The following is a 19,893-nucleotide window of genomic DNA, read 5'->3' as shown; positions in this document are numbered from 1 at the left end:
GGTCACCTTGGTCTGTGGACATTCGCGCTTTGCACAAGGCCGAAACCGATCATCAGGACCAGCATGGCGGACCCGCCATAGCTGACCAGTGGCAGCGGCACGCCCACCACCGGCAGCAGCCCGGTGACCATCGCCATGTTGACGGCGAAGAAAAGAAAGAACGTGCCAGCGATACCAAGGATCAAAAGCGAGGAAAACCTGTCGCGATTCGCGAGCGCCGCGAGGATGCAGAACACCAGGATCAGCGCGTAGAGCCCGAGGATCGTGATGCCGCCGATGAAGCCGAATTCCTCGGCAAGGGTCACGAAGATGAAATCGGTGTGCTTTTCGGGCAGGAAGTTCAGCCGCGATTGCGTACCCTGCATGAAACCGCGCCCGGTCCAGCCGCCCGAGCCGAGGGCGATCTTGGACTGGGTGATGTGATAGCCCGCGCCGAGCGGGTCGCTTTCAGGATTCAGAAAGGTGTCGATCCGGCGGAACTGGTAGTTCTCGAGGATCTGCCAGTCGGTGCCGCGGCTTTGCATGACCACGGCGACCAGCGTGCCGGCCCCGACGATCACCACCGCGAAATAGGCCCAGTGCACGCCCGCCACGAACATCAGCATGCCGCCGCCCAGCAACAGCAGGATCGAGGTGCCGAGATCGGGTTGGCGCAGCACCATGGCGACGGGCGCAAGGATGAAGGCAACGGGGATCAGCACCCAGATCGGGCGCGAGACGCGCGATGCCGGCAGCCAGTCGTAATAGGCCGCCAGCACCATGATCAGCGTGATCTTCATGAGTTCCGAGGGTTGCAGGCGAAACCCGCCCAGATCGAGCCAGCGCTGCGCGCCCTTGCCCTCGACCCCGACGAGCATCACCGCCAGAAGCAGCGCCAGGGATACCAGGTAGGCCAGCAGCGAGACGTTGCGCCAGAACCAGGCGGGCACCATGGCGATGGCGAACATCAGCACGAGGCCGAGCGCGAAGCGTTTCATCTGCGGTTCCGTCCAGACCGCGACGTTGCCGCCGGCCACCGAATAGAGCATCAGGAACCCGATGGAGGCGACAGTGAGCAGCAGCACGACAAGGGGCCAGTCGAGAAACAGGATCTTTCGCGGCCCGCTCGGCGTCGTCTTGACGGTATGTTCGAGATAGCTCATGCGCGATCGCTCTCGTCGCGGTCGGGCCGGCTATAGTCGCGCTGCAGCTCTTCCTGCTGGGTGCGGATGCGCGGGCGGTCCCGGGCGGGATAGGCCGCGAGCGGCGGATCGCCGCCGTAAAGCGCCTGCAAGGTGATGTCGCGCGCAATCGGGGCCGCCGCGGTCGAGCCGCCGCCGCCATGCTCGACCACCACGGCGACCGCGTATTTCGGGGAATCAAAAGGTGCGAAATCGACGAACAGGGCATGGTCGCGCTGCGTGCGCGGCAGGTCGCGGTTGCGCACCACGCCCGTCGCGCGCTCGCCCGAGGAGATGTTGCGCACCTGGCTGGTGCCGGTCTTGCCGGCCATGCGGAAAGCCTCTTCGACGATCCGGCTGCCATAGGCGGTGCCGCGATTGCTGTTGCTGACCGCGTACATCGCGCGGCGCACCTCGCGGAGGTGGTTTTCGTTGAGGCCCAGGTCGTTGCCGCGCCCGCTTGGCTGTTCGACGCCGTCGATGGATTTAACCATGCGCGGCGTGACCTGTCGCGAGGTCGCCAGCCGCGCGGTCATCACCGCCAGTTGCAGCGGCGAGGTCAGCACGAAGCCCTGGCCGATGGACGCGTTGACGCTGTCGCCCACCATCCATGCCTCGCCGCGATTGGCGAGTTTCCATTCGCGGGTCGGTGTCAATCCGCTGGCCACGCTCGACATCGGCAGATCGAACCCGGTACCGAGCCCGAGGCGTTCGGCCATCGCGGTGATGGCCTCGATCCCTGTGCGCACCGCGAGTTCGTAGAAATAGACATCGCAGCTTTCGCGCAGCGCCTTGTGCAGGTCCATGTTGCCGTGCCCGCCGCGCTTCCAGCAATGAAAACGGCGGCCGCTGATCTCCTTGTGGCCGGGGCACCAGACCGTCTCGGCAAAGTCGATCTCGCCGGCCTCGAGGGCAGCGAGCGCGGTGACCATCTTGAAGGTCGAGCCGGGCGGATAGGTGCCCTGCACCGCCTTGTTGGGCAGCGGTCGATACTCGTTTTCCAGAAGCGCGCGGTAGTTGGCGACGGAAATGCCGCGCACGAAGAGGTTGGGATCATAGCTGGGCGCCGAGGCACTGACCAGGAGATCGCCGCTTTCGCAGTCGATGACCACCGCCGATGCGCTCTCGCCCTTGAGGCGGGCATGGGTGTAGCTTTGCAGGGCGTTGTCGAGGGTCAGTTGCAGATCGGTGCCCGGCACGCCTTCCTGGCGGTCGAGCTCTCGCATGACGCGGCCGGCAGCGTTCACCTCGACGCGGCGGGTGCCGGCGGTGCCGCGCAGCACGCCCTCGAGACGGGCCTCGAGCCCGATCTTTCCGACCTGGAATCGCGGCAGGCGCAACAGCGCCTCGGGCGCGTCGATCTTCTCGAGATCCTTTTCGTTCGGCGCGCCGACATAGCCGACGACATGGGCATAGTCGCCGCGCAGCGGATAGTGGCGCGACAGACCGACCTCGGGCATGATGCCGGGCAGGGCGGGGGCGTTGACGGCGACGCGGCTGATCTCTTCCCAGCTGACGCGGTCGGCGATCGTCACGGCGGTGTCGCCGCGCAGGTCGCGCAGCTCCCGCCGCGCCTTTTCCAGCGCGCCCGCGTCGAGATCCAGAAGCCGGGCGAGGCGGGCGATGACGGCATCCACGTCGCCGGCCTGTTCGCGGATCATGGTGATGCGGTAGCTTGGCACGTTCTCGGCAATGACCCGGCCCGCGCGGTCGAAGATACGGCCGCGCGCCGGCGGCAGAAGCTGGATGTTGATACGGTTCTCGTCGGCGAGCAGGCGGTACTGATCGGCCTGTTCCAGTTGCAGGTGCCGCATGCGCAGTGCCAGCGCCGTCATCACCCCGGCCTGCACGCCGCCCAGGATCAGGCCGCGCCGGGTGATCCCGCGCTGGCTTTCGGCGGTGTCGCGCACCGGGCGCCTCATATCCGGCCCCGTGCGGGTTCGATGTCGCCGGGCGCGCGCTTGCGCACGCCGAGCACGCCATGTGCCACAAGCGCGACCGCCGGATAGACCAGCAGCGTCGACAGAAGCTGCATCAGGCCGAGCCCGAGCGGTGCCTGATCGACGGCGAGGACCGTGAGCAGGATCCGGTAGGACAGCGTCATGATCACCAGGGTGCTGGCGACCGCCGCCCATTCCGAAAGGAACGTCAGGTCGCGCAGCGCGGGCGCGCGGGCGCGCAGGGTTTCGACCCCCAGCACGGTCAGCGCCGCCCAGAGGCCGGGCGGGCGTTGCAGCAGCAGGTCCATGCCGAGAGCCAGGACCGCGACCAGCAGGATCGGCACGTAATCGGGCCGCCGCGCGGCGAACGCGAAGGTCAGCGCCAGCCACAGGTCGGGCCCCGCCCAGCTGGGCGGCAGCGTGCTGATCGGTAGCAGGCGGCAGAACACTATGGCCAGGCTCAGCCCGACATAGAAGGTGCACATCAGCGAGGCCCTGGGAAGACGCCTGTCACTCATCGCCGGCTCTCGCTGCGTTCGCCTGATCCGCGGCCCGCGGCCCCGGACCGGCACCGGGGGCGATCAGTGCGCCGGGATCGTCGATCCGGTCGTTGCGGTAGCTGCGCAGCACGCGCAGGAACTCCAGCCGCTCGTAATCCGCGGCGATGCGCACCCGCATGCGCCCGCCCCGATCCTCGATCACCTGCCCGACCAGCAGGCCCGCGGGAAACACGTCGCCATCGCCCGAAGTCAGCACCCGGTCGCCTGCGCGCACCTGGTCGGGGGTCTCGATGAAATCCAGCAAGGGGGCCACGGAATTGTCGCCGATCACCAGCGCGCGCTGTCCCGAGGGCTGGGTGGTCACCGGGATGCGGCTGGAGGTGTCGGTCAGAAGCAGCACCCGCGCGGTGTTGGGCCCGACGCCCGAGATCCGCCCGACGAGTCCCAGCCCGTCCATCGCCGCCCAGCCATCCATGATGCCGTCGCGCGCCCCAACGTTGATCAGCACCGATTGCCGGAAGGGCGAGCCGCTATCGGCCATCACCACGCCCGTCACGTAGGTCAGCCTGGGGTCGAGCTGCACATTGTTGAGATCGAGCAGTCTTGCATTCTCCTGTTCGAGTTGCAGCGCCGCCTCTTTCCAGGCCTTCATCTGCTGCAATTCGCGGCGCAGATCCTGATTCTGCTGGTACATGCGCTGATAGCTCTGGAAATCGCGCAGGATGTTCACGGCCCCGGTGACCGGCGCCATCGCCCAGTCGAACGAGGGCACGACCCGGTCAACCACCTGCGCGCGGAACCGCTCGACCCGCGGGCTGTCGATCCGCCAGAAGAGGAACAGACCCAGCAGGCACAGCATTAGCAACCCCAGAAGCAGACGCTTGAACGGGCCACTGTAATCTTCGCTCTGTCCGCGATCGCGTGCCACGAGACCCTCGTATCACATCACACGCCGGGCGTGTCAGCTTTCGTAATCAATGGCATGGCGCAACTGCTTTTCAAACTCAAGGGTCTTGCCGGTTCCGAGCGCCACGCAATGCAGGCTGTTGTCGGCGATCGACACGGCCAGCCCGGTCTGTTCGCGCAGCGCGAGATCGAGATCGCCCAAGAGCGCCCCCCCGCCGGTCAGCATCACGCCGCGATCGACGATGTCGGCGGCCAGATCGGGCGGCGTCGCCTCGAGCGCGGTCATCACCGCCTCGGTGATCTGCTGCACCGTCTCGGCCAGCGCCTCGGCCACCTGTGCCTGACTGATCTCGGTCTCTTTCGGAACGCCGTTCAGAAGGTCGCGCCCGCGCACCTGGATCGAGGTGCCGCGCCCGTCATCGGGCATCCGCGCCGTGCCGATCGTCGTCTTGATGCGTTCCGCCGTTGCCTCGCCGATCAGCAGGTTCTGCTGGCGGCGCAGGTAGTTGATGATCGCCTCGTCCATGCGGTCGCCGCCCACCCGGACAGACCGCGCATAGACGATGTCGCCAAGGCTGAGCACCGCGACCTCGCAGGTGCCTCCGCCGATATCGACGACCATGTTGCCGGTGGGATCGGTGATCGGCATGCCCGCGCCGATGGCCGCCGCGATCGGTTCGGCGATAAGGCCCGCGCGCCGCGCGCCGGCCGACAGCACCGACTGGCGGATCGCGCGCTTTTCCACCGGCGTGGCGCCGTGCGGGACGCAGACGATGATCTTGGGCTTGGAGAAGGTCGAGCGCTTGTGCACCTTGCGGATGAAATGCTTGATCATCTCCTCGGCGGTGTCGAAATCCGCGATCACGCCTTCGCGCATCGGGCGGATCGCCTCGATGCTGCCGGGCGTGCGGCCCAGCATCAGCTTGGCGTCCTCGCCGACCGCGAGGACCTTCTTCACCCCGTCCTTGACGTGGTAGGCCACGACCGACGGCTCGTTGAGTATGATCCCGCGACCCTTGACATAGACCAGCGTGTTCGCCGTTCCCAGATCGATCGCCATGTCCGATGAGAAGAGGCTGGGAATTCTGTCAAAGATCGCCATACACGCTTGCGTCCTGTCGCCAAATGAAAAAACGCCCCGCGACTCGCCGCCATGGGGCTGTCCGCCCTTATAGGTGTCGGCCGACGGCTGCGAAAGGGATTGTTTTCAGAACCCTCAGCGCCAACTCGCCGGCGGCAGAGCGCCTCAGCCGTTGAGATGATCGAGCCGTGCGCGCACCGACAGCCCATGCGCCTCGAGGCTTTCCGCGCGGGCCAGCGTTTCGGCGGCGGGGCCGATGGCGCGCAGCGCCTGCGGCGTCATCTTGGCCAGCGTCGTGCGCTTGAGGAAATTCATCACCGACAACCCGGACGAGAACCGCGCCGAGCGCGCCGTGGGCAGCACGTGGTTCGGCCCGCCGACATAATCGCCGATCGCCTCGGGCGTCCATGCGCCGAGAAAGATCGCCCCGGCATGGGTGATCTTATCGGACAACGCGTCGGGGTCGTCGACACAAAGTTCCAGATGCTCGGGCGCGATGCGGTTGCTGAGCGCGGCCGCGGTGTCGAGATCCGGCACGGTGATGATCGCGCCGAAATCCCGCCAGCTGGCCCCGGCGATGGCGCGGCGGTCCAGCGTCTGCAGGCGGAGGTCGATTTCGGTGGCGACATCGGCGGCAAGCCCCGCGTCATCGGTGATCAGCACCGCCTGCGCGCTTTCGTCATGCTCGGCCTGGCTGAGCATGTCGAGCGCGATCCAGTCGGGGTTCTGGCCCTTGTCGGCGATCACCAGGATCTCGGACGGGCCGGCGATCATGTCGATCCCGACGCGGCCGAAGACCCGGCGCTTGGCGGCGGCGACGAAGGCGTTGCCGGGGCCGGTGATCATGTCCACCGGCGCGATCGTCTCGGTCCCGTAGGCGAGCGCCGCGATCGCCTGCGCGCCGCCGATGCGGTAGATCTCGTCGACGCCGGCGATCTTCGCGGCCAGCAGCACCGCGGGGTTGGCGCGGCCGTCGGGGGTTGGCACGGTGATCGCCAGACGTTCCACCCCGGCCACCTTCGCGGGGATCGCGTTCATCAACACCGAGGACGGGTAGGAGGCCAGACCGCCGGGCACATAAAGCCCCGCGGCCGACACCGGCGTCCAGCGCCAGCCAAGCGTCGCGCCGCTCTCCTCGGTCCAGCTTTCATCGGCGGGCATCTGGCGCGCGTGATAGTCGCCGATCCGCGCGGCTGCCAGCTCCAGCGCCGCACGCTCCGCATCGGGCACCTGCGCTACCAATGCGTCCAGTTCGGCGGATGAAAACCGAAGGGTCTCTGGTGTCAGGTCGAGCCGGTCGAATTTCGAGGTCAGTTCGATCACTGCGGCGTCGCCGCGCGCGCACACATCGGCGATGATCGCCCCCACGGTGTCGTCCACGTCGGGCGTCTCTTCGCGCTTGGCCCCCAGAAGGGCGTTGAAACGGGTTTCGAAATCGGGCGAGGCGGCATCGAGGGTGATGGGCATGGCGGCTCCTTTGCGCGAGGAGATAGCGGCGGCGCGAGGCCGCCTCAAGCCCCGGGCGTCGTCTTGGCGAAAATACCCGACTGCATCCACACTCGCCGCCGGCGCTTCAGGTGTCGTGGCGCGGCATCTTGCCCGAGGGGGCCCTGTAGGGGCGGGTGACATCCTTCAGCGTCACCTCGAGCGCCTCGATCTCCAGCCGGATCGCGCCATCGCCGGCAAGCGTCAGCAGGACGTGCCCGGTGCCGTCGCCGGTAGGCTCGAACGCCACCGACAGCAGCGACAGGACGGTGTCGCGGTCGCTTCGATCTATCCCCTGACTTGCCACGCCCAGCACGTTGTCGATGACCAGCAGCGACTGCACCCGCTCGGGGTCCTGGCGCGCACGCGCCCGATCTTCCCAGCGGAAGCGGTTGAGCAGCAGCGCGAAGCGCCGTTCGCCCGCGCGCCAGGTCATCTCGGTGATCGGAAACACCGCATCCTGCGCGAGGCTCGAGATGATCTGCAGATCCTCGGTATCGAACGCCCCGAGGTAAAGGGGCGTCTCGCGCCCGTCCTCGAACGCTGCGTCATCCGTCATTGGCCGCTGATCCTCTCGATCTTCGCGCCGACATTTCTCAGCTTTTCCTCGACGCTCTCATAGCCTCGGTCGAGATGATAGACCCGGTGAACCGTGGTCTCGCCCTCGGCGGCCAGCCCGGCGAGGATCAGCGACACCGAGGCGCGCAGATCGGTGGCCATCACCGGCGCGCCCTTCAGCCGGTCAACCCCGGTGACCGTCGCGGTACCGCCCTGGACGTCGATCCTGGCGCCCATGCGCATCAGCTCGGGCGCATGCATGAAGCGGTTCTCGAAAATCCGCTCTTCCAGCAGGGAGGTGCCCTCGGCGGTGCACATCAGCGCCATCATCTGCGCCTGCAGGTCGGTGGGAAAGCCCGGAAACGGCTCGGTCGCCACGTCGGTCGCCCGCACCGGACCGTCGCCGCGCGTCACCTTCAGCCCGGCCTCGGTCTCCGCGACGGTGATGCCGGCGCGGTCGAGCGCGTCGCAGAACGCCTGCACCAGGTCGATGCGCCCGCCGAGGCATTCGACCTCGCCGCCGCAGATCGCCGGCGCGATCATGTAGGTGCCCAACTCGATCCGGTCGGGCACCACCGCATGCGTGGCCCCGCCCAACCGGGCGACGCCCTCGATGGTCAGGGTGCTGGTGCCTTCGCCCTCGATCCGTGCGCCCATCTTGCGCAGGCAGCGCGCCAGGTCCGCGATCTCGGGCTCGCGCGCGGCGTTCTTCAGCACGGTCGTCCCGCGGGCCAGCGTCGCCGCCATCAGCGCGTTTTCCGTAGCCCCGACGGAGACGAGGGGAAATTCGAACGTGCCGCCGCGCAGCCCGCCGGGCGCCTTGGCGTGCACGTAACCGTCGCGCAGGTCGAGCTCGGCGCCCAGGGCCTCGAGCGCGCGCAGGTGCAGATCGACGGGGCGCGCGCCGATCGCACAGCCGCCGGGCAGCGACACGACGGCATGCCCGTCGCGCGCCAGCATCGGCCCCAGCACCAGGATCGAGGCGCGCATCTTGCGCACGATGTCGTAGTCGGCGACGTGATTGTCGAGCGCGTGGGACGACAGCGCCAGCACCTTGCCGCCCTGCATCTGCGCCACTTCGGCACCAAGCGATTGCAGCAGCGTGCCCATCATCGCGATATCCGACAGGCGCGGCGCGTTGGTCAGCGTCAGAGGCTCGTCGCTGAGCAGGGTCGCAGGCATCAGCGTCAGGCAGGCGTTCTTGGCTCCGGCAATCGGGATCTGTCCCCTGAGGGGGCCGTTGCCGGTGACGACGATCGAATCCATCCGCGCTAGTCCTTGTTCTTTTCGGTGGGGGTGTCTGCGGGGGTATCGCGGCCCGCCTCGGTGTCACGTCGCGCGCGAACCTGTGCCTTACGCCGTGCGAGATTGGACTTCAATGCCGATTTGAGCCTGTCCTCGCGGCTCGGGCTCGTGGCCGCGCCCGTCTTCGATGTCGTTTTCCTCGTCATCCGACGAGTCCTACAACAGCGGCGAAAAACCGTCCAGTTCCCCCTTGCACCCGTTTTGTGAAGTGTCTAACCAGCAACCCTGACATGCTGCTGTAGCTCAGAGGTAGAGCACTCCCTTGGTAAGGGAGAGGTCGAGAGTTCGATTCTCTCCAGCAGCACCACCTCGCTTTTTGACGTTGAAAATCCCGCTAACGCCTTGAAAGGAAAGGCTAAATCGGGAGTTCGATACACCCCTTCCGGACTGTACCGAAGTGGCTCCACAAAGGCCAATTTGAGCACTGTTTGACGCAATGCAGAGTCACCTTTTTCGTATATTTTCCAAGGACTTGCCAAGAATTTTAGGGTGAGTTCGATACATTCCTCCAGGCGTCCCTTCGGCGGCACCGTTTTGGAAGCACGTTCAGCCAGCACAATTTTCTCGCGCTCCAGCTTGGCCAACCGCTTCTCGTAGGCCGCAACAACGCTTTGGCTTTTGGCATCAATGATACGGTCCAGCAGGTCTTCGATCTGCTTCTCAGCGGCTTTGAGTTGACTTTGCCACTCCGCCCGCTGCGCCTCAGCCTGACCAAGCCGCATGTCCCACGCGTCGCGGAACATCGCCTTGGCAATCGCGAAGAGCTGTGGCGATGGCTGGAGCGTTTTCAGGATGTCAGCGAAGCCCGCTTCTATCTTCGCACGCGGCACTGACTTGCTCTTGGCCTCGCAGCCGCGAGTCACACAAAAGTAATACGGATAGTGACGGCGGCAGCCCTTGGACCATGCGGCCGTCATGGCGTTACCACAGCAGTCACACACCACGAAGCCGCGCAGCGGGAAGTCTTCGTTGTAATCCTTACGCGCCGCAGGCGCGCGCTTCTTGCCTTCCAGATTGTCCAGAATGCGCTGATGGGTCTCAAAACTGATGAGCCCTTCGTGCTGGCCTTGGCGGAGGCTGACGCCCCATTTCGGAGCCTCGACATAACCGGCATAGACCGCCTTCTTGAGCAGGCGTGTGATGGTCATCGGACGGATCGAGCCATCTTTCTGGTCCTTTGGATAGAACGGATTGCCCTCCAGGAACCGCTGTACTTCGGCTTGAGAAACGAAGCGGCCGGTGGCATATCCTTCCAACGCATCCCGCACAATTGGCGCGAGCGTCTCATCGGGCACCAAGACCTTGCCGCCGCCCCCTTTGGCTGCAACGTATCTGTAGCCCACAGGAGCCTTGAAGACCCAGAATCCGTTCTCGACACGCGCCTTCATCTTCTGGATCACCTGGCGACGGTTTTGTTCCCGCTCCAATTGGCCTTGCGCGGCCATGATCGTCTCGATGAACACACCTTCAGGCGTATCTTCGAGTTTGAAGTTCAGGCACTCAACCAGTGCGCCGCGTCTGGCAAACTCACGGCGCAGCTTGATATGGAACTCGGTATCGCGCGCGAAGCGTTTCAGGTCATCGAAGATGACGACGTAAGGCTTTCCGGCCTGCGCATCGAGATAGGCCAGCATGGCGCGCATGCCGGGCCGCTGCATGAAGTCACCGCCGCCGGACACATCATCAGGGAAGACGGCCTCAACGTCATAGCCCTTCTGCTCGGCATAGGCGCGGCAGCGCTGCTCCTGGCTCTCAAGCCCGCTACCCGCGATCCGCTGCTTGGTGGACGAGACGCGGCAATAGATAAGCGCGGAGAGCCCTTCTTGTTGTTGCTGCAATATTTTTTGCATGAATCCTACCTTTCCCGCACCGCTTCATCAGTGCGGCGCGTCATAGTCATCTGTTATCGGTGAACTTTCCTCTGAGTTTAGCGCAACCGTAGCCTTCTTGTCCTGGTCTTCGGGCGCTTTTTTGTCTTTTCCACAGACTTCCTGAGCGGGATGGACGTTGTAGCCATAGTCAACAAAGGCCACGATGATGCTCCAGAGAGCCTCAAGGAACTGGTCTTTCTGCTCTGCGCTTAAGCCCGGCTTATCAAGCAAGTGCTGATAGCGTTCGACATCGATGCTCAGCTTCTTTTTGCCTGCTGCGGCATCAAAATGCTGCTGCAGCGCGCTGCGGTCATTACCATCCATCAGGTCTTTCCTCCCTGAGTATCCGCTATTGCCGTCTCCGTGGCTCGTTGGCCGCGCGAGTTGGCGTGTGATCGTGGTTTTTTGGGTTGATGATGTTCCGGTTGCCCCGCGCAGTCCTCGCGCTCCGGATTATGGGCCGAATATTGGGCAATGTTCCTGTGCAGACCACTACGGGCCTGCGTCTTGCCCGGACCCTCATAAATCATTTTACCACTCCTTCGACTTTTCGTGCAAATTTTGCGCGCGCTCTGTGCCTCTTTCATGGTCTATTTCCTCCTTTTTTCAGCATGATAATCGGACAGTGATCTCTGCCTGTGAGCTCGAAACTCTGCCCGATCACAGGCGGGCCGAGGTAGCGGCACCAACTGTGCGAGCGAGTGTATTCCCAAAGTAAATGCGGCCAGCCGAATTGCGTGACCAGCAAGACAGCACCAGCAAGCGCAAAGACTGGCAGGCCGGGAATGAAAAAGCGCAAAGCCCCCAGCAGAGGGCGGATCAAAGGACGGCGGGTGCGTTTAAAGCCACGCCGTCCTGCGCGCGTGGCCCTGGCCTTGCGGCCTTGAACGATCATCTTGACCTTGCCCAGATACCGCTTACCGCCAAAGCGCTTGCTCGGTGTGACCTGCTGCCTCCACGGCTCAACCTCATGGAAACCGGCGCGCACCAGACGTGCGACCGGCAGGTTGCGGATGATGGCCAGCGTCTCGTCCCCAGGCAGTTCACGAATTTTTGCCGCCAGCATTCGCGAGCGGCGCGCGCGAGCCAGCGAGTGGGCGGGCGCGTGTCCGCCAAGATTGAAGCTTTCGGTGACGACCTGTTCTTCGCCCAACCAGCTTTCCAGCATGCGGGCGGTGTCACCCGACGCGCCAAAAAACAGCTTGAGATCGGTCTGGCTCAGGATCGTCTTGAGCGCGTGCGGACCGTACACGCGCACGACCTCAGCGGGCTCCTGAAGCACAAGGACGAGATGAACGCCGCTGGAGGCAAGCCCGGTCAACATCTCCGGCAGGCCGCTCAAAGGGTAATTGGTGAACTCATCGAGCAGGAAATTGACGCGCTTGTTCGTGCCCTCGCGGACAAGGCATTTCATGATCGCCCAAAGCGTAACCTTGAGCCAGGCATCGTATTGATCCATGCGGCTCGGATCGCAGGCCAGCGTTAGCGTGATCCGGCTGGATTTCAGGGCGGCGGGATCGAAGCTCGAATGCATAACAACCGGCGCAATCCGGGAGCTGGGGCCGAAGGTCACGAGGCTTTGCAGCGCTCCTTCTCGGAACGGCTCGAACATCTTCGGCGTCGCATCCCATGTTGAGAGAATTTTTTTGGCCAGTGCCGCCAGCTCGCCGCCAAGGGCATCGCTGGCGCTGGACTCTTGCAGCAGGTGCTCCAACGCCTCGTCATCACTGAGGACGAGATACAGGTTCGGCAGATTGGCTTCGTCGGCCAAGCGCAGGACGCACAGCGCCGCGAGCCCCCAAGTGAGGATTTTTCGGGTGCCGTTCGGCCAGAACGGATCGCCGTGCCCGCCAACCGGCCCGGCATGCAGCGCGATACTGATCGAGCGGCAATCGGCCATCGCGTCCTGCGGTGCGTGCTTCAGGTCATTCAGAACAACGTCCAGCGGGTTGTAGGAACCGCCGGTCTCTCCGCTCAGACCAGCCGGGTCGAGCGTGATAAGCTCATGCCCTTGCGCGCGAATGCGCTCCGCGCATTGCTGCGTGGCATCTCCGCCGAAATCCGTCACCACACGAGAATGCTCTGATGGGTGCAGCAACGCGGGTATGATCAGCGAAGTGGTCTTGCCCGAGCGCGACGGCGCAACGCAAAGGGCGTGGACGAACTCGGTAATGAAAAGCGGCTGGCGATCAAGGATGCCGATGAACAGCCCGCTGACGCTCCCAAGCCCGGCCTTGCGGGCTTGGGTTGACGTGAGCCAGTCGGAGTCATGCTCAGAGCGCTTTGGTCTCCATGCGCGGAATGTCAGCCAGGCATTCGAAACCGTCTCCCCGGTTTCGCGCAGCACGGCACCAAGACCGGCGGCAAAGACAAACGCCCCGATCCCCCAGGCATAGACGCCCCACTCCAGCGCTTGACGCGACTGCAACACGACAGGGTAGGTCTGCCACAGCACCGTGCCGAGCGCCGTGATGAGAAGCAGCCTGCTCGCTATCGAAGGCTTATTTCCGCCCCGCTTGGTCACGGCGTTTTCGGGAAGTGGCAGGCCGTTTGGGCCTGTTCGAGCTGTGCGCGGGTCAGATCGGCGTCCTGAAGCTCCGCATCGCTAACGCGGTGCCAAACAATTGGCTTTCCCGCATCTTGCTCGCCAACGGCGATACGGCGCGCGAGCCCCCTGACGGTGCGGTCGGTGTAGCACCACGCATGGCTCCATTCTTCGGGGCGCAGGACGGTGCCAAAGCGAACCCCGGTCGTGACCACCCCGAAGTCCAGCGTCTCGCTTTCGAACAAGCTGAAATTCTCAACCTTGGTGCTGAGCGCAGCGAGTTCTTCCTCACGCGTCTCTTGCGCCTGCAGCCGCTCTTCGAGTTCCCTGTTCTTATGTGCCGTCTCTTCTTGCAAGTCACGCAATGAGTCGATCTCATCGCTGATGCATCGCGCGCCTTCCGCGGGAAAGCCGATGATGCAGCGAACTTCGTGGATAAGCTCTGCGAGCTCTGGTATCTCTTCGGCAACCGAAGTCACCACAAGGGCGCACAAAAGCCCGCTAAACACGTAGACCATTACGGTGCCGATGCTCGATCCGACGGCATGCTGGAACCACCTAAGCGCGATCATTCGTCTATCTCCTCATCTTGGTTAGTATTGCCTTCCCGTGCCCTGAGCGCCGCCGCCCAAAACAGCAGCATCGAGACGATCGGATAGCCGTCGATCACGATTACCAAAGCCAAGTTCGTGATGTTCTTCGCCCAATAACGGATGACGACTTCCTGGGCGTCGAGCAATCGTGCCCGCTCGAAATCAGGGGTCGAGCGCGACTTGATATGGTCAATCATCGACGTCATCGCGGAAGCAGCTTCGCGCTCTTCGACGACGATGCCCGCAATCACCTGAGCTTGAGCCAATTGCAGTCCACTCGACGCGTCATCGAGGGAGGCGACCGAGTTGCCGAGCGCCTGAAAGCTGGCCTCGACGGCAACCGTCCGGTCATCCAGACGAATGGCCTTCAGCACGCCGTCCACACTGCGCGTCAAATCGAGAAACGCACGCAGGCGCTCATACATTGGACGACTGACATCGTAGATGACATCGTCCATCTGCTCGACCAGCCCACCGACGATTGCACTCCGCTCGTCATTGAGCGCAATTGTTGCTTTGAGATTTTCGACGATGCTTTCCTTCGCCTCGCAGATGCGAAGGAATTGACCGGTCACCAGCCCTTTGCCTCGCGATCCCGTAATCACACCGGAGTTTAGCTCCTGTTCGTAGCGCACACATGCTGCTTTTGCCTGCGGCTCTACGAAGAACAGCATGTCCTCAAGGGCTGCGCCCCGGGCTTCGATCAGTTCGATCTGCGGTGGATACCGCTCACCCTCATTGATGATGTGATGCTGTTGGGCGCTTTGCTCTGAAAGCCCGATAAAGCCAGTGTAGGTCGAGCTCGTGCCGAGGCAGGTCATTAGAAAGGCGATGACGCCAATGCCGATCCCGACTGCGCCGCGCGTGACGAAAAGCGGGATGAGCCGCTGTGCCATGTGCCACAAGGCGTATTGCCCACCCATAGCCGCCAGCGTGACGATGACCGCGAGTCGCTTCGTAGCTGCGGTTGGCTCATCTAGGAACGAGGCAGCGGCCACTACGCCGGTGTAGCTCATGTACCAGCTCACACAGAGCATGGCGAAGATGATGACCGGGTTATAAAGGAACGAATAGGTGTCCTTGAGTCCTTCGAGTTCCTTCAGTTTCTCAAGCTTATCGTCCTCTTCACGAAGGTACTCTGGTAGTCGGTGCTTCCGTTCGATTTTGCGCATAGCTGTTTGCCTCGCGGTGGAAATTGTGCCAGTTTGAGAATGGCGGTCTTCATCCAAGATTGGCTCAACAGGCTAGAAAAAAACGCAAAACCCGTTTGCATCTCATGGATCAACGCATCGACGTGAACACCAGGTATCCGCCTACATGGCGGCGCACATGCCGCCGAGTGGTCGAGGCATACGTCGCACTGCAAGAGGAAGAGACCGGTCAGAAGTTCGGATCGACGAAGCTTTGGAACGCCATTCTGGGCGCGTGTCGTGAGAAAGACCCTGGCTTCAAGAACGAAGATCTAGAAGGTTGGCTTAAGCGCCAACATCTTGAATTCTGGCTTGATCGTGGGACTGAACCAAAAGATGGCGCTTTCCGGTTTATTGACAGGTTTGTGCGCCGCCTCGTTGTTGGCGAATTTGGCGGTCAAGTCCGCCAAATTCTGAAAGTTGAAGAGCAAAATAGAATTGCTCGCGGTCTACGGGAAATTTTTCTTGTCTGGGAGGACGGCGATGAAGGTCAAAAACTCGCCGATAATGGTACGCTGTTTGTCTTCAGGGCTGTCCGCGGTGCGGGGGAGAAAAGAAGCCAGTGCGCTTTCAGGGTAACTGAAACTGTGGAGGGCGTACTATGTGCAGACCTTTTATTGGCTCCGCTTCGGCCAGAAACCGGAAGGGACCATGCCATCTGCGACGCCGAATGGTACCGAGGGAATGCTCATATCTGGCGGGCGTACTTTGTTCCGCACCTCTCGGAGGATCCTAATAGCCAGGACTACGACTCAATTAGAGGATCAGTATTTGCTTGCAATACTGAAGGAAAGTTGGGGTCAAATCCGTTTGTCAGCTCTCGAAAGTTATTTAGGTTCGTTATGCTCGGGCGCGTTGTTTTTATCAATAACCAGTCCGGAGACCTGGAACAGCATCTTAAAACAAAAAGCCGTCACGGGATTTGGGAGTTGGAGGCATCATTTCGTCAAGAGAATGAATCCGTCTTCGATTATGCGTTCCAACACCTCTCTTCGGGGTATCTGTGATGTCTGATGTGATAGATGCGACAGAAAGCTATGCTGGTCAGCTTGTTCGAGCAATAAAGAGCGATAACTTGGTACTGCTAAAAGAAGCAATCAGCGCCTTGCCTAGCATTCATGGCATTATCAACGAAGGTAAACCCGCGCTACACCTGAGTGCATTTTATGGTTCAGGGCGCGTACTTCTTTATCTTCTCTCTTTACAGGAGCTTGACGTTTGGGAGCGCGACGCCGGTGGCAGGCTTGCAATCGATCATGCTCTCTCCAAGAACTACTTCGAAATCTACGAAGCCTTGGACTCTGCAATGTACCCTTCTGGCTTTTTTAACACCTCTGTCAATTGATTTGCTCGTCGGGAATTTTCACGCCCTTGGCAATGTCAAAAGGTATCCCAATAAGAGCGTCCGCAAGATGTGTGCGGGTACTACCACTTTGAAAATTTCTGGAAATTTTCAGTGGCAGTCCCTATCGCACCGATCTTGGCAAGGGAGCCCGCTGCGCGCTCCCGTTGCATCCCTCCGGCTGGTGGCTCTTCCAGGGCATTGAACCCATTCCAGAGCCAGGAGACCGTATCGCCGGTCAAACACTCGCAGGGCTTGGAGACGTCCCTCTCCACCTGCACCGAACCATGGATCAAAGGCCGTATCGCCGCCCCTTGAAACCCACTCGCAAGGGAGCCTTCGGCGCTCCCCTGCACCCCATCGACCAAGGGCCATCGCGCCCCTGAACCCACTCGCACCGTCTGGTCGCTGCACCCCCAATCAGGGGAGCGTTCCTGCTACCCCCCGATACCCCCGTGACCACTTCATGGAGGCGACTTCATCCAGATCAACCTTGCACAGTTCCATGCACGCTGGCCTTCACGCCAAGCTGAAGAAACGGGCTGTGGACAGACCCGCGATTCCAGAGGTTTGTACGTGCGCTCGCAAGCTCTGCCTGCTAACGTGAAGCCAAAACTGAACAAGGCAGAATGTGACCGGGCTGAATTTCAAAGGCAAAGAATTCGTTTACAACCACCATCTGGCTGTGCCGTTTCGTCCGCTTTTGCCCGACGAGGCCAAGGGGATAGGCTCCGTCGCCCTCGACGGCAACCTGGTGGTCCACGGCGACAACCTGCACGCCCTGAAGGCGCTTCTGCCGCTCTACGCGGGCAAAGTGGATTGCATCTTCATCGACCCGCCTTACAACACCGGCAACGAAGGATGGGCTTACAACGATAACGTCAACGCCCCGATGATCCGTGAATGGTTGGAATCCAACCCGATTGGAATCGAGGACGGGCTTCGCCACGACAAATGGTGCGCCATGATGTGGCCGAGGCTGCGGATGCTTCGAGAGCTCCTAGAAGATGACGGCTTGCTCTTCATTTCCATAGATGACATCGAGAACGCGCGGCTTGTTCAGCTTGTCTCTGAGATATTCGGGCCAGAAAACTTCGTTGGACAATTCATTTGGAAATCTCGGCAGAACAAAGACAACAGGAACAAAAGCGGCCTATCCAACGATCACGAGTTTATACTCATCGTTGGCAAAAGCATCCAAGGCGATCAGCGCCTCGGTGCCAGTTTCGACAATCCCGATGAAGATGACCGTGGCCCTTGGTCAAGTGGGAACATGGTCGGAATGGCCTCCAAAGAGGCTCGTCCAAATTTACACTTCGATCTCATAGACCCCGAGACAGGTATAAATTATGGTTGTCCAGGGCGCGGTTGGCGATACGGCCCTGATCGTATGCAGCGCATGATCGTTGAAAACCGCATCATTTGGCCTCCTGAACCGACTGGCCGCCCACGCGAGAAGGTCTTCCTCTCAGACCTCGGCGAGCACACCAACACATCCAGCGTCATCGACATGCCGATTTTCACGCGCGATGGTACCGCCGGTTTCGAGCGAATCATGGGCAACCGCGACTTCGACTTCCCTAAACCACCTGACCTTATCGAGTTCCTGATCGCGCAGCATCCCAACGAAGACGCCTTGGTGCTCGACAGCTTCGCAGGATCAGGAACCACAGCGCAGGCTGTCCTGCAGGCCAATAAGCGCGATGGTGGCAACCGTCGCTTCATCCTTGTCGAGATGGAAGACTATGCCGACCGTCTGACCGCAGAACGCGTGCGGCGCGTGATGAACGGTTATGCCTTCACGGGCACGCAGCGTACTGAGCTTCTGCGCGAAAAGCTGACCTGGACGAAGCTCAGGAACGCCGACCAGCTGACCGATGCCGTGGAAGGCATCGAGAACCTGCACGGCCACGAATACGACGCTATCAAGAAGACCGTCAAAGACGGCGAGCTGATCGTCACGGGTGAGAAAGCCGTCGAGGAACGCGCCGAAGGACTCGGCGGCAGCTTCACCTATTGCACGCTTGGCGATCCGGTCGAGCTGGACAAAGTGCTCAGTGGAGAAACGTTGCCATCCTTCGCGGGGCTTGGCTCCGTCCTCTTCCACATGGCCACTGCCCGCGCCTTCGATCCCTCCGCGATGCGCGAGGACGAGTTCTATCTCGGCGCGACCGAAGGCCAGCATTTCTGGCTCATCTACAAACCCGAGCTCGATTGGCTCAAATCCCCCGACGCCGCACTCACCCTGAAACGTGCCCGCGACTTCGCGGCGAGCGATCCCGAGGTGAAGCACATGGTCTTCGCCCCCGCCCGCTATGTAAGTCAGAAGATGCTGGCCGAGCAGAACATCCCCGTTGAGTTCGTGCCGCTGCCCTTTGCGCTTTACCGCATTGACCGGAGCTGAGCCCCATGAGCCTGAGCTTCCGACAACTCGATTATCAGGACCGCGTGCTTTCGACGCTCGAAGTCTATCTCGATACGCTGAAGGAGAAGAAGGGCAGGGCGGACAAGATTGCCGCCCTCGCCGCCACCGATCCCGATCTTGGCCTCGCCATTCCTGACTTCGCCAAGGAAGCATGGGATAGCCTTGGCGCGACGGGAAAGCTGCCTGCGTCCCGCGCAGCCATTCCCTTTTCGCCGCGCATGGATGGCTGCGACCGACCCGTGCCGAACGCCGTTCTGAAGGTGCCCACGGCAGGCGGTAAGACCTGGCTCGCCATTTCATCCGTCTCGCGCATTATGGGGCGCTATCTCGACCGCAACACGGGCTTCGTTTTGTGGATCGTGCCCAACGAGGCCATCTTCACCCAGACCTTGAAGCACCTGAAGAACCGCCAGCATCCCTACCGTCAGGCGCTCGACCGCGCCGCCGCAGGGCGCGTCAAGATCATGGAGAAGACCGACCGCCTCGATGCCCGCGACGTGGAGACCAATCTCTGCGTCATGCTTCTGATGCTTCAATCGGCCAATCGCGAGACACAGGACTCGCTGAAGATGTTTCAGGATCGCGGCGACGTGCACGGCTTCTTTCCGCCCGAGGGCGAGCAGCAGGCCCACAAGGCCGCGCTCGATGCCACGCCGAACCTTGCCGCCTATGACGACATGTTCCCGATGGTGAAGGATTCCCTGGGCAACGCCCTGCGGATCATCCGCCCTGTCGTCGTGCTCGATGAAGGCCACCGCGCCATCTCTGACTTGGCCTTCAAAACGCTCTACGGCTTCAACCCGTGCTTTGTGCTGGAACTGACGGCCACACCGCAGGACGTGCAGCCGCGCGGGGGGCGCAACCCCCGCGACGGACGCTATGCCAATGTCCTGGTTGAGGTGACAGGCCGCGAGCTCGACCGCGAGGGCATGATCAAGATGCCCCTCAATCTCGATCCTAAGCAGGGGCAATGACTGGAAGGCAACCCTGAA

General features: G+C 62.2%; 17 protein-coding genes, 1 tRNA gene and 1 pseudogene. 6 read left to right on the top strand and 13 right to left on the bottom strand.

All coding sequences use genetic code 11. The annotated features are described in order from the left end of the window. Nucleotides 1-2 precede the first annotated feature (2 nt). The 8 genes from rodA to murA form a co-directional block, all read right to left on the bottom strand. Nucleotides 3-1,142 (bottom strand): rod shape-determining protein RodA, encoded by a 1,140-nt coding sequence (gene rodA / locus V8324_RS08880; RefSeq protein WP_336419577.1) that lies wholly within the window; start codon nt 1,140-1,142, stop codon nt 3-5. Continuing rightward, a complete protein-coding gene (gene mrdA / locus V8324_RS08875) occupies nt 1,139-3,082 on the bottom strand; it encodes a penicillin-binding protein 2 (RefSeq protein ID WP_336419576.1) in 1,944 nt (647 codons plus the stop codon). The genes rodA and mrdA overlap by 4 nt, the downstream gene beginning before the upstream one ends. After that, on the bottom strand, nt 3,079-3,618 hold the full coding sequence (locus V8324_RS08870) for a rod shape-determining protein MreD (RefSeq protein ID WP_336419575.1): 540 nt from the start codon (nt 3,616-3,618) through the stop codon (nt 3,079-3,081). The genes mrdA and V8324_RS08870 overlap by 4 nt, the downstream gene beginning before the upstream one ends. Next, a complete protein-coding gene (gene mreC / locus V8324_RS08865) occupies nt 3,611-4,528 on the bottom strand; it encodes a rod shape-determining protein MreC (protein WP_336419574.1) in 918 nt (305 codons plus the stop codon). Before mreC ends, V8324_RS08870 begins: the two co-directional genes overlap by 8 nt. 33 nt (nt 4,529-4,561) lie before the next feature. Then, nucleotides 4,562-5,608, bottom strand: a complete 1,047-nt coding sequence (locus tag V8324_RS08860; RefSeq protein WP_336419573.1) for a rod shape-determining protein — start codon at nt 5,606-5,608, stop codon at nt 4,562-4,564. Between the two features lie 144 nt (nt 5,609-5,752). Next, complete coding sequence (gene hisD, locus V8324_RS08855) at nt 5,753-7,054, bottom strand: histidinol dehydrogenase (protein WP_336419572.1); 1,302 nt, start codon at nt 7,052-7,054, stop codon at nt 5,753-5,755. Between the two features lie 106 nt (nt 7,055-7,160). After that, a complete protein-coding gene (locus V8324_RS08850; protein WP_336419571.1) occupies nt 7,161-7,631 on the bottom strand; it encodes a DUF2948 family protein in 471 nt (156 codons plus the stop codon). After that, on the bottom strand, nt 7,628-8,896 hold the full coding sequence (gene murA, locus V8324_RS08845; protein WP_336419570.1) for a UDP-N-acetylglucosamine 1-carboxyvinyltransferase: 1,269 nt from the start codon (nt 8,894-8,896) through the stop codon (nt 7,628-7,630). The genes V8324_RS08850 and murA overlap by 4 nt, the downstream gene beginning before the upstream one ends. A gap of 271 nt (nt 8,897-9,167) precedes the next feature. Here murA and V8324_RS08835 point away from each other — a divergent pair. Then, nucleotides 9,168-9,242 (top strand) — tRNA-Thr (locus tag V8324_RS08835). Between the two features lie 304 nt (nt 9,243-9,546). Further along, nucleotides 9,547-9,768: a hypothetical protein gene (locus V8324_RS08830; protein WP_336419568.1), complete on the top strand. Its 222-nt coding sequence runs from the start codon at nt 9,547-9,549 to the stop codon at nt 9,766-9,768. Nucleotides 9,769-9,789: 21 nt separating this feature from the next. Here V8324_RS08830 and V8324_RS08825 read toward each other — a convergent pair. From V8324_RS08825 to V8324_RS08805, 5 genes and pseudogenes are all read right to left on the bottom strand, one after another. Further along, a pseudogene (locus V8324_RS08825) lies at nt 9,790-10,785 on the bottom strand (recombinase family protein); the annotation flags it as partial. Between the two features lie 27 nt (nt 10,786-10,812). After that, nucleotides 10,813-11,130: a hypothetical protein gene (locus tag V8324_RS08820; RefSeq protein WP_336419567.1), complete on the bottom strand. Its 318-nt coding sequence runs from the start codon at nt 11,128-11,130 to the stop codon at nt 10,813-10,815. Between the two features lie 259 nt (nt 11,131-11,389). Further along, a complete protein-coding gene (locus V8324_RS08815) occupies nt 11,390-13,330 on the bottom strand; it encodes a type IV secretory system conjugative DNA transfer family protein (protein WP_336419566.1) in 1,941 nt (646 codons plus the stop codon). Beyond that, the gene (locus V8324_RS08810) at nt 13,327-13,923 is read right to left on the bottom strand and encodes a hypothetical protein (protein WP_336419565.1); all 597 of its coding nucleotides are present in this window, start codon (nt 13,921-13,923) and stop codon (nt 13,327-13,329) included. Before V8324_RS08810 ends, V8324_RS08815 begins: the two co-directional genes overlap by 4 nt. Beyond that, complete coding sequence (locus V8324_RS08805) at nt 13,920-15,116, bottom strand: hypothetical protein (protein WP_336419564.1); 1,197 nt, start codon at nt 15,114-15,116, stop codon at nt 13,920-13,922. The genes V8324_RS08810 and V8324_RS08805 overlap by 4 nt, the downstream gene beginning before the upstream one ends. A 167-nt stretch (nt 15,117-15,283) precedes the next feature. Here V8324_RS08805 and V8324_RS08800 point away from each other — a divergent pair, with 167 nt between their 5' ends. From V8324_RS08800 to V8324_RS08785, 4 genes are all read left to right on the top strand, one after another. Then, on the top strand, nt 15,284-16,141 hold the full coding sequence (locus tag V8324_RS08800; RefSeq protein ID WP_336419563.1) for a hypothetical protein: 858 nt from the start codon (nt 15,284-15,286) through the stop codon (nt 16,139-16,141). Further along, nucleotides 16,141-16,479 (top strand): hypothetical protein, encoded by a 339-nt coding sequence (locus tag V8324_RS08795; protein ID WP_336419562.1) that lies wholly within the window; start codon nt 16,141-16,143, stop codon nt 16,477-16,479. Before V8324_RS08800 ends, V8324_RS08795 begins: the two co-directional genes overlap by 1 nt. A 628-nt stretch (nt 16,480-17,107) precedes the next feature. Then, a complete protein-coding gene (locus V8324_RS08790) occupies nt 17,108-18,880 on the top strand; it encodes a site-specific DNA-methyltransferase (protein WP_336419561.1) in 1,773 nt (590 codons plus the stop codon). Nucleotides 18,881-18,885: 5 nt separating this feature from the next. After that, nucleotides 18,886-19,875, top strand: a complete 990-nt coding sequence (locus tag V8324_RS08785; protein ID WP_336419560.1) for a DEAD/DEAH box helicase family protein — start codon at nt 18,886-18,888, stop codon at nt 19,873-19,875. Nucleotides 19,876-19,893 lie beyond the last annotated feature (18 nt).

Source organism: Roseovarius sp. D22-M7 (genome assembly GCF_037083785.1).
Taxonomy (GTDB): domain Bacteria; phylum Pseudomonadota; class Alphaproteobacteria; order Rhodobacterales; family Rhodobacteraceae; genus Roseovarius.
The sequence above is the reverse complement of the archived record's forward strand: the minus strand, read 5'-3'. Positions and strand labels throughout refer to the sequence as shown.

What these genes read in the sequence shown, in the direction of transcription:
- rodA (WP_336419577.1), bottom strand. Translation starts at nt 1,142, where the DNA reads ATGAGCTATCTCGAACATACCGTCAAGACGACGCCGAGCGGGCCGCGA.
- mrdA (WP_336419576.1), bottom strand. Translation starts at nt 3,082, where the DNA reads ATGAGGCGCCCGGTGCGCGACACCGCCGAAAGCCAGCGCGGGATCACC.
- V8324_RS08870 (WP_336419575.1), bottom strand. Translation starts at nt 3,618, where the DNA reads ATGAGTGACAGGCGTCTTCCCAGGGCCTCGCTGATGTGCACCTTCTAT.
- V8324_RS08860 (WP_336419573.1), bottom strand. Translation starts at nt 5,608, where the DNA reads ATGGCGATCTTTGACAGAATTCCCAGCCTCTTCTCATCGGACATGGCG.
- hisD (WP_336419572.1), bottom strand. Translation starts at nt 7,054, where the DNA reads ATGCCCATCACCCTCGATGCCGCCTCGCCCGATTTCGAAACCCGTTTC.
- V8324_RS08850 (WP_336419571.1), bottom strand. Translation starts at nt 7,631, where the DNA reads ATGACGGATGACGCAGCGTTCGAGGACGGGCGCGAGACGCCCCTTTAC.
- murA (WP_336419570.1), bottom strand. Translation starts at nt 8,896, where the DNA reads ATGGATTCGATCGTCGTCACCGGCAACGGCCCCCTCAGGGGACAGATC.
- V8324_RS08820 (WP_336419567.1), bottom strand. Translation starts at nt 11,130, where the DNA reads ATGGATGGTAATGACCGCAGCGCGCTGCAGCAGCATTTTGATGCCGCA.
- V8324_RS08810 (WP_336419565.1), bottom strand. Translation starts at nt 13,923, where the DNA reads ATGATCGCGCTTAGGTGGTTCCAGCATGCCGTCGGATCGAGCATCGGC.
- V8324_RS08805 (WP_336419564.1), bottom strand. Translation starts at nt 15,116, where the DNA reads ATGCGCAAAATCGAACGGAAGCACCGACTACCAGAGTACCTTCGTGAA.
- V8324_RS08795 (WP_336419562.1), top strand. Translation starts at nt 16,141, where the DNA reads ATGTCTGATGTGATAGATGCGACAGAAAGCTATGCTGGTCAGCTTGTT.
- V8324_RS08785 (WP_336419560.1), top strand. Translation starts at nt 18,886, where the DNA reads ATGAGCCTGAGCTTCCGACAACTCGATTATCAGGACCGCGTGCTTTCG.